Origin of the sequence: Caldanaerobius fijiensis DSM 17918, from assembly GCF_900129075.1 — a bacterium.
GTDB classification, from domain to species: Bacteria; Bacillota; Thermoanaerobacteria; order Thermoanaerobacterales; family Caldanaerobiaceae; genus Caldanaerobius; species Caldanaerobius fijiensis.
Genome location: NZ_FQVH01000061.1, coordinates 1 through 6,336, shown reverse-complemented (window position 1 = coordinate 6,336; position 6,336 = coordinate 1). Strand labels below are relative to the sequence as shown.

Here is a 6,336-nt window from a genome sequence, read left to right as displayed (position 1 = left end):
GCCAATTGCGTAAGGATACACGCAAAAGAGTATGCTGATTTTTACTGCAAGAAGTACAATGAGGTTACCAAACACCAGCATAAGAGAGCCCTCGTCTTAACGGCACGTAAGCTTGTAAGACTGGTCTTTGCCTTGCTGAGCAAAGGCCAAATCTACCAACCGGGAGGTAATGGATAGATTTAGTAAATACATTTAACTGAATATCAGCTAAGTTTCCTTCCATTATTATCCAATATATGGTGGGTTTATTAAGTGTTGCCTTTTTTAGAGTTTTTGAGGCCTTTATTTTTCAAGGTTCCAAAAAATACTACTTGACATTACACCGCTTGTCTTATCAATTGTTATTTAAAAATACGCAAATAAAGCGAGACCCTACAGTATAACACATACTGTAAAGGTCTCGCTCTCAGTCTTACTGATAGCCAGCCGGGATTACATCCGTGATGACGACTGACTAAACCAACAGGCGAGCTACTCCCCTCTACTTCATATCATTATAATACATTATATTATTTATTAATGCAATAGATTTTTAGACTTGAATTTGTCCTTCATTTTACTTTTTGACATTGCATTTGCAATCATGGCGAAAATACCTGATGCAATAAACAAATCCCCTATGCTGAATGTCTTAGGAAGTGGATAAGGCTTTGGAAGTACCATCACATCAGCTAAAAATTTAAACCGCGTTCCGCTATTTAAAATCTGATGTGTTGCTACACGATTAGAAACCAGATCAGGTATCAAATTGTTCAAACCCGCCGTTCTTAAAGCAGATAATGATACAGGCATCCTCCCCCCGTTTGCAAATATTACAATAAAATTGAGAATTACACCTATTCCTATAAACCTTATGTACTTATTATCTCGATTGTACCACAACCCTATAAACAGCATTATATAGTCAAAAAGGTGTATGTACGCTTTATACACCATTATTATCGGAAACCTGCTAGAAAGGTATAGCATCCCAAATTCAGCACCAAAACCCAGTATAAAAAAAAGCGGTTTTTTAATTACTATATCGGCTATACCGTAAAAATTCCCTCTCGTCAACAATCCATATATCAACGCAAGCCCCAGGGCGTCAAAAATCATGTTTGAAATCCTCCTTATGCTTCTCGTAAGCTCTTTTAAAAGCCTTGATCACATCAGGCGAAAATTGTTTTTCACTGCTTTCAACGATTATTTTATAAGCCTCATCCTGACTAAAGGCTTTACGATAAGGCCTGTCTGACACCAATGCATCAAAAACATCAGCAATGGATAGTATCTGAGATTCCAGTGGTATTTCATAACCTTTTTTCCCGTCAGGATAACCTTTGCCATCAAATCTCTCGTGGTGATATCTTATCCAGAGGCATATATCTTTCAGGCCAGCTACGTCTTTTAATATTTCATACCCATATACAGGATGATACTTTATAACGTTATATTCGCTTTCTGTTAATTTGCCAGGTTTATTGAGTATATTTTCGGGTATCCCAATTTTCCCTATATCGTGTAACAGCGCCGCTATCTGAACCTTTTCAGTGAGATACTCGCTTACCCCAAATTCCTTGCACAGAAGTCTCGTTATTTTCTCAACGCTTTTTGAATGACCTGCAGTATACCTATCCTTCGCCTCCAATGCCTTTATCAGCACATTTATGGTTTCATAATAAGACTGCTTAGAATCCATGTAAAGTTTAAACGTATAGCGAATCATAACAAGGGGTACGAAAAACAGTGCAAGACTTATGTACCCGTACTGCACAAAAGATGAAGCCATAATAATACCCACAAATATAAGGAATAACATATCAGATTGAGTCCATTTAAAGTCTTTTCTCCAAACATATAAAAATGGCTTTTCATTTAGCAAAGTAATTAGATAGCTTATTATCAAAGAATTTAAAACGTAATAAACCAATCCTCCGATAATCGCCGGCACAAGATAATTAGGTATTATCTGCTTTCCAATGATACCACCCAGCAAAATATATGCAATACCACCCGCTCCTGTGCTCAGCGCTATCTGCGAAATATTAAAAAGGCTTTTATATAAAGGCCTGTTAAATATATGTACTATCTTGCTGTGATCAACTTTATCAACTTTTAATGCATAACCTAATACGGCGACAAGGGCTCCCTTATAAGGACCTAATAAGACAATTGCCATAAGATCGATAGCAAACGCTACAGATAATGTAACCTCTTTGGATATATATATAGGGGAAGATTCCGCCAATGCAGCTAAAGCACCAAATAAGACAATATCCACCCATCTATTGTAATCTATTTGAAGCAATGAATAGTAAATAAACAAAACGCCACAAATCGTCACAAACAATATATATAAGCGGACTTTTTTATTGAGCATCACTTTCCTCCATACATCTACATTGCTAAAGCAATTATATCATATCCACGACACTTATACAATGTTTTTTAGTTATACAGCCTCACCTGTGCAAAGCATATAAAAGCATATACCCCTTTATAAAGGGGTATATGCTTGTGCTCTAAAATCAGCCCCAATAAAAATTTGCGCCACCTGCCAGTGCCAGGGCAGCCAGGACCAGAAGGATCTTTATCAGCAGCAATTTTTTCATCCTCTTCTCCCCCCTCATCCAAAAAGTTTTTAAGACATATAAGTAATAAAGATAACTTATTTTTATTATATCACATTGTCATTTTTTATGCAATTTGGTTTTGTTAACCTTTTGTTAAAAAACCTTTATTCCCAGTGAAATTAACGACGTCACGAGTATCCCTGCAATAACAGTACCAATTGCAATACTTATAAAGGATTTTTTAAAGTCCATCTGAAGTAAAGCAGCGATCATAGAACCAGTCCAGGCCCCCGTCCCTGGCAGTGGAACGGCGACAAAAAGCGCTAATCCCAAATACCCGTATTTCTTTATGGTATCGCTTTTTTTGTTATCAACCGTTTTTTTATATATGAAATCCACAAATTTTATAAATCGTGTTTTTGTTTCTATCCATTTAACCAATGGTGTAAATAATATAAGTAAAAACGGTATCGGTAAAAGATTGCCAAGAACGCTAAATAAAAAAACCTCTATTGGATCAAGGCCCATAGCAAAGCCTGCAGGTATAGCACCCCTCAGTTCCAGAAGTGGAGTCGCTCCTAGGCTTATTAAGATAAGTCTTGATTGCAAAAGTGTAAAAGGCATAAGACACCTCCTTATCAGAACAGGTTCATTATACCATTTTATACGTTTTAATGCAATAATAAAAAAACTCTCTCCTTAATAAGGATGAGAGTTAAAAACTTCATTTTATTTATCTCTTGATACTTTCATGTCAGAAATTGGAATGTATCCCATCTGTTTTATCAGTGGAACAACCTCGCTGCTCATCATGTAATCCAAAAATGCCTTGGCAAGACCTGTTGGTTCGCCTTTTGTATACATATGCTCATATGACCAGATTGGATATTTACCTGATGTTATATTTTCAACAGTAGGTTCAACACCATCAAGCTTTAATGCTTTTACGGAATCATCAACGTAAGAAATTGCCACATAGCTTATCGCACCCGGAGTATCCGCCACCGTCTTTTTCACTGCACCTGATGAATCCTCTGTTAACGCTAAACCTTGAGCTTCTTCTTTACCATCTAAAGCATATTTTTTAAATGTAACTCTAGTACCTGAGCTTGTAGGCCTATTTATAACTACAATTTTCTGATCAGGTCCGCCGACATCCTTCCAATTCTTTATCTTGCCTGTAAAAATATCAATCAATTGCTGCTTTGTAAGATTATCTATTGTAATTTTGGGATTTACTATCGTGGCGAAGCCTACCACAGCCACTTTATGATCTACCAATTGCTTTGCTGCAGTTGCATCTAATTTTTCCTCTGCGAATATATCAGAGTTACCAATATTGATACTCCCTTCTGCTACCATTGAAAGGCCTCTCCCGCTTCCACCGCCCTGTACTGTGATCTGGGCATTGGGATTTTTGCTCATAAACTGGTTAGCAGCCTGCTCAACCAAAGGCTGTAATGCCGTTGAACCAGCTATTGTCAAAGTACCTGAAACATTGCTATTTGAGTTAGAACCATTATTTTTGGTACCGCAACCTGTGAATACTAATAGTCCTACCAACAGCATTGCCACGACTGTAAATATTCTTTTGCTTCCTTTCATGCAAAGCACCTCCATTTATTTTCATTACAAGTTAAATAGCACCTATTATTGCTATAATCATAATATACAAATTATTAGTTGTAAAGATGTTATAATTGGAGCTCTTTACCATCATTCTAAAATCTCCGAAGAATAAACCATCTTGAGTAAAACCGGCGTTATCATAGTAGTAATAAGAACCATGGCCACTTCACCCCTTGAAACCATTCCTATGCCAACTCTCAGAGCTTCCATATAGGATATCATGAGTGCCATAGAAGAGGTTGTTTTAATTTCCTACTTAAAAGGCCACCTATCTTCGTGGATATTAAAATAATGCCTATGTACAATAGATATTCCATATTCTTCAACTCCTCATCTATGATGCGTCAAGTTCTTTTTAATTATACATTGGAAATAATGCTGATACAAATTTAAGTAATCAGTAAGACGTAACTCATTCTGGATAATAAATAACATAAGAGAATTAAATATATTCACACTTGACATAATAATTGTAGTGGTGTATTATGATATACACCCCATATCTTAGGGGGTAAAACAAGAAAGGAGTTGATATGATGTCCAATAGTATTAAACTTATAAGCGATGAAGAAGCAACACCAGAGGTAAAAGCAATTTTTGAACAGGTAAAATCTCAAATGGGCTTTGTCCCTCCTACAATACGTGCTATGGCAAACAAGCCAGATTATCTAAAATTATACGTGCAAAAGGTAAATCTTATCATGGGATCAGGAAAAATCGATAGAAAGTCCAAGATACTCATAGCATTAGCTATATCCACCCTTAATAACTGCGAGATGTGCATAACTCAATATACAAAAATGGCTAAAGAATCTGGTATTACCGATGAGGAATTAGTTGAATTAATGTCCATTATAGATCTGGTCGGTGGCACAAATCATTTTAATAACGGTATGATGATAAAACCTTGAGCAATCTCAATCGCTATAACATCTTTTAACATCTTTAAAAATTAACTATTTATTATACAACAATAGAGCAAATGACCGGAAAATGATCTGAGCACCGTGCTTCGATAACATTTATTGATTTTACAGTCACATTTCCAGTATACATGATATAGTCAATCATTACATCAGGTTCATCGCCCATAGCAAATGAACAATACTTACATGACAGTGTTTCCGAGACATCAAAAAACCTTCGCTTTAAACAGCTATGGGCCCTAGATCCTGGTATTTCATTTAAATCTCCTGTTAAAATAATTGGATCGGCCATATCACCTGTTATTTTTAAAATTTCTTCAGCCTGATTTACCCGTTCATCAGCGTTTAGTCCCAAATGCGTTGTCAAAAACCATATGAATTCTCCTGGTAGTTGTATACGAGCTACAAGCAATCCCCTTCTTTCACCTTTTGAGGGTAACAAATAATTTTGATTTGTCTTTATAGGAAACGTACTCAAAATACCATTTCCAAACAACCCTAAACCCAACTTCACATTAGGGCCATATACATAATGCATATTCAACCTTTTAGACAAATATTTTATCTCATTTAACATATAAGAACGGGGCATAAATGCATCCACTTCCTGAAGCCCGACGATATCAGCTCTCGACCACTTTATTACCTCAGCAATTTCATCAAGGCTTAGCTTATCGAACCTATCTCTACCTCCATGGATATTATATGTCATTATTTTTAATTGCAACTTTTATTCACACTCCTCTAATTATCTGTTTTCTCTATAAATATTCTATGTCTTAAAACCCTCTTTCTCTATCAGATGTTCATAAAAATAAAAAGAGCACTCCTCAAATACGTGCTCTTTTTAACAAATAAAATATTCTCTTTATCTTGCACTCTACTCCCCAGGTAGGGCTCGAACCTACAACCTACCGGTTAACAGCCGGTTGCTCCACCATTGAGCTACTGGGGAATTTTAGACCTTGAGAGGATAGAGGATGTAAGGTCAAGGCCTCGACCTATTAGTACTTACCAGCTTAAAGCATTTCTGCTCTTACACCTTAAGCCTATCTACCTCGTCTTCTTCGAGGGGTCTTACTACCTTTACGGTATGGGAAATCTTATCTTGAGGCGTGCTTCACGCTTAGATGCTTTCAGCGTTTATCACTCCCGGACTTGGCTTCCCAGCCGTGCAGTTGGCACTGCAACTGGTTCACCATCGGTCCGTCCTTTCCGGTCCTCTC

Annotated in this window: 7 protein-coding genes, 1 tRNA gene, 1 rRNA gene and 1 pseudogene; 2 read left to right on the top strand and 8 right to left on the bottom strand. The window is 36.8% G+C overall.

Features of this window, described 5'->3' with window-relative positions:
• A pseudogene (locus tag BUB87_RS14280) lies at positions 1 to 177 on the top strand (IS110 family transposase); the annotation flags it as partial.
• Between the two features lie 339 nt (positions 178 to 516).
• Here BUB87_RS14280 and BUB87_RS13550 read toward each other — a convergent pair.
• From BUB87_RS13550 to BUB87_RS14465, 5 genes are all read right to left on the bottom strand, one after another.
• On the bottom strand, positions 517 to 1,098 hold the full coding sequence (locus BUB87_RS13550; protein ID WP_073346563.1) for a DUF5317 domain-containing protein: 582 nt from the start codon (positions 1,096 to 1,098) through the stop codon (positions 517 to 519).
• Positions 1,088 to 2,362 (bottom strand): HD-GYP domain-containing protein, encoded by a 1,275-nt coding sequence (locus BUB87_RS13545; RefSeq protein ID WP_073346561.1) that lies wholly within the window; start codon positions 2,360 to 2,362, stop codon positions 1,088 to 1,090. The genes BUB87_RS13550 and BUB87_RS13545 overlap by 11 nt, the downstream gene beginning before the upstream one ends.
• A gap of 346 nt (positions 2,363 to 2,708) precedes the next feature.
• Positions 2,709 to 3,179 carry a COG2426 family protein gene (locus BUB87_RS13540; protein WP_073346558.1) on the bottom strand — a complete coding sequence of 157 codons (471 nt, stop codon included), beginning with the start codon at positions 3,177 to 3,179 and terminating at the stop codon, positions 2,709 to 2,711.
• A 105-nt stretch (positions 3,180 to 3,284) separates the two neighbouring features.
• Positions 3,285 to 4,160 carry a phosphate ABC transporter substrate-binding protein gene (locus BUB87_RS13535; protein ID WP_073346556.1) on the bottom strand — a complete coding sequence of 292 codons (876 nt, stop codon included), beginning with the start codon at positions 4,158 to 4,160 and terminating at the stop codon, positions 3,285 to 3,287.
• Between the two features lie 111 nt (positions 4,161 to 4,271).
• Entirely contained in the window at positions 4,272 to 4,415 is a 144-nt protein-coding gene (locus BUB87_RS14465) for a hypothetical protein (RefSeq protein WP_159432433.1), read from the bottom strand.
• A gap of 305 nt (positions 4,416 to 4,720) precedes the next feature.
• Here BUB87_RS14465 and BUB87_RS13530 point away from each other — a divergent pair, with 305 nt between their 5' ends.
• Positions 4,721 to 5,095: a carboxymuconolactone decarboxylase family protein gene (locus BUB87_RS13530; protein WP_073346553.1), complete on the top strand. Its 375-nt coding sequence runs from the start codon at positions 4,721 to 4,723 to the stop codon at positions 5,093 to 5,095.
• A gap of 52 nt (positions 5,096 to 5,147) precedes the next feature.
• Here the strand turns inward: BUB87_RS13530 and BUB87_RS13525 are convergent, their stop codons facing one another.
• The 3 genes from BUB87_RS13525 to BUB87_RS13515 all read right to left on the bottom strand — a co-directional run.
• The gene (locus BUB87_RS13525) at positions 5,148 to 5,837 is read right to left on the bottom strand and encodes an endonuclease/exonuclease/phosphatase family protein (protein WP_073346551.1); all 690 of its coding nucleotides are present in this window, start codon (positions 5,835 to 5,837) and stop codon (positions 5,148 to 5,150) included.
• Positions 5,838 to 5,993: 156 nt separating this feature from the next.
• Positions 5,994 to 6,065 (bottom strand) — tRNA-Asn (locus tag BUB87_RS13520).
• 29 nt (positions 6,066 to 6,094) lie between these two features.
• Positions 6,095 to 6,336 (bottom strand): 23S ribosomal RNA (locus tag BUB87_RS13515); the annotation flags it as partial.

Coding starts and splice junctions, on each gene's coding strand:
- BUB87_RS13530 (WP_073346553.1), top strand. CDS start 4,721: ATGTCCAATAGTATTAAACTTATAAGCGATGAAGAAGCAACACCAGAG.
- BUB87_RS14465 (WP_159432433.1), bottom strand. CDS start 4,415: ATGGCACTCATGATATCCTATATGGAAGCTCTGAGAGTTGGCATAGGA.
- BUB87_RS13550 (WP_073346563.1), bottom strand. CDS start 1,098: ATGATTTTTGACGCCCTGGGGCTTGCGTTGATATATGGATTGTTGACG.
- BUB87_RS13540 (WP_073346558.1), bottom strand. CDS start 3,179: ATGCCTTTTACACTTTTGCAATCAAGACTTATCTTAATAAGCCTAGGA.
- BUB87_RS13545 (WP_073346561.1), bottom strand. CDS start 2,362: ATGCTCAATAAAAAAGTCCGCTTATATATATTGTTTGTGACGATTTGT.
- BUB87_RS13535 (WP_073346556.1), bottom strand. CDS start 4,160: ATGAAAGGAAGCAAAAGAATATTTACAGTCGTGGCAATGCTGTTGGTA.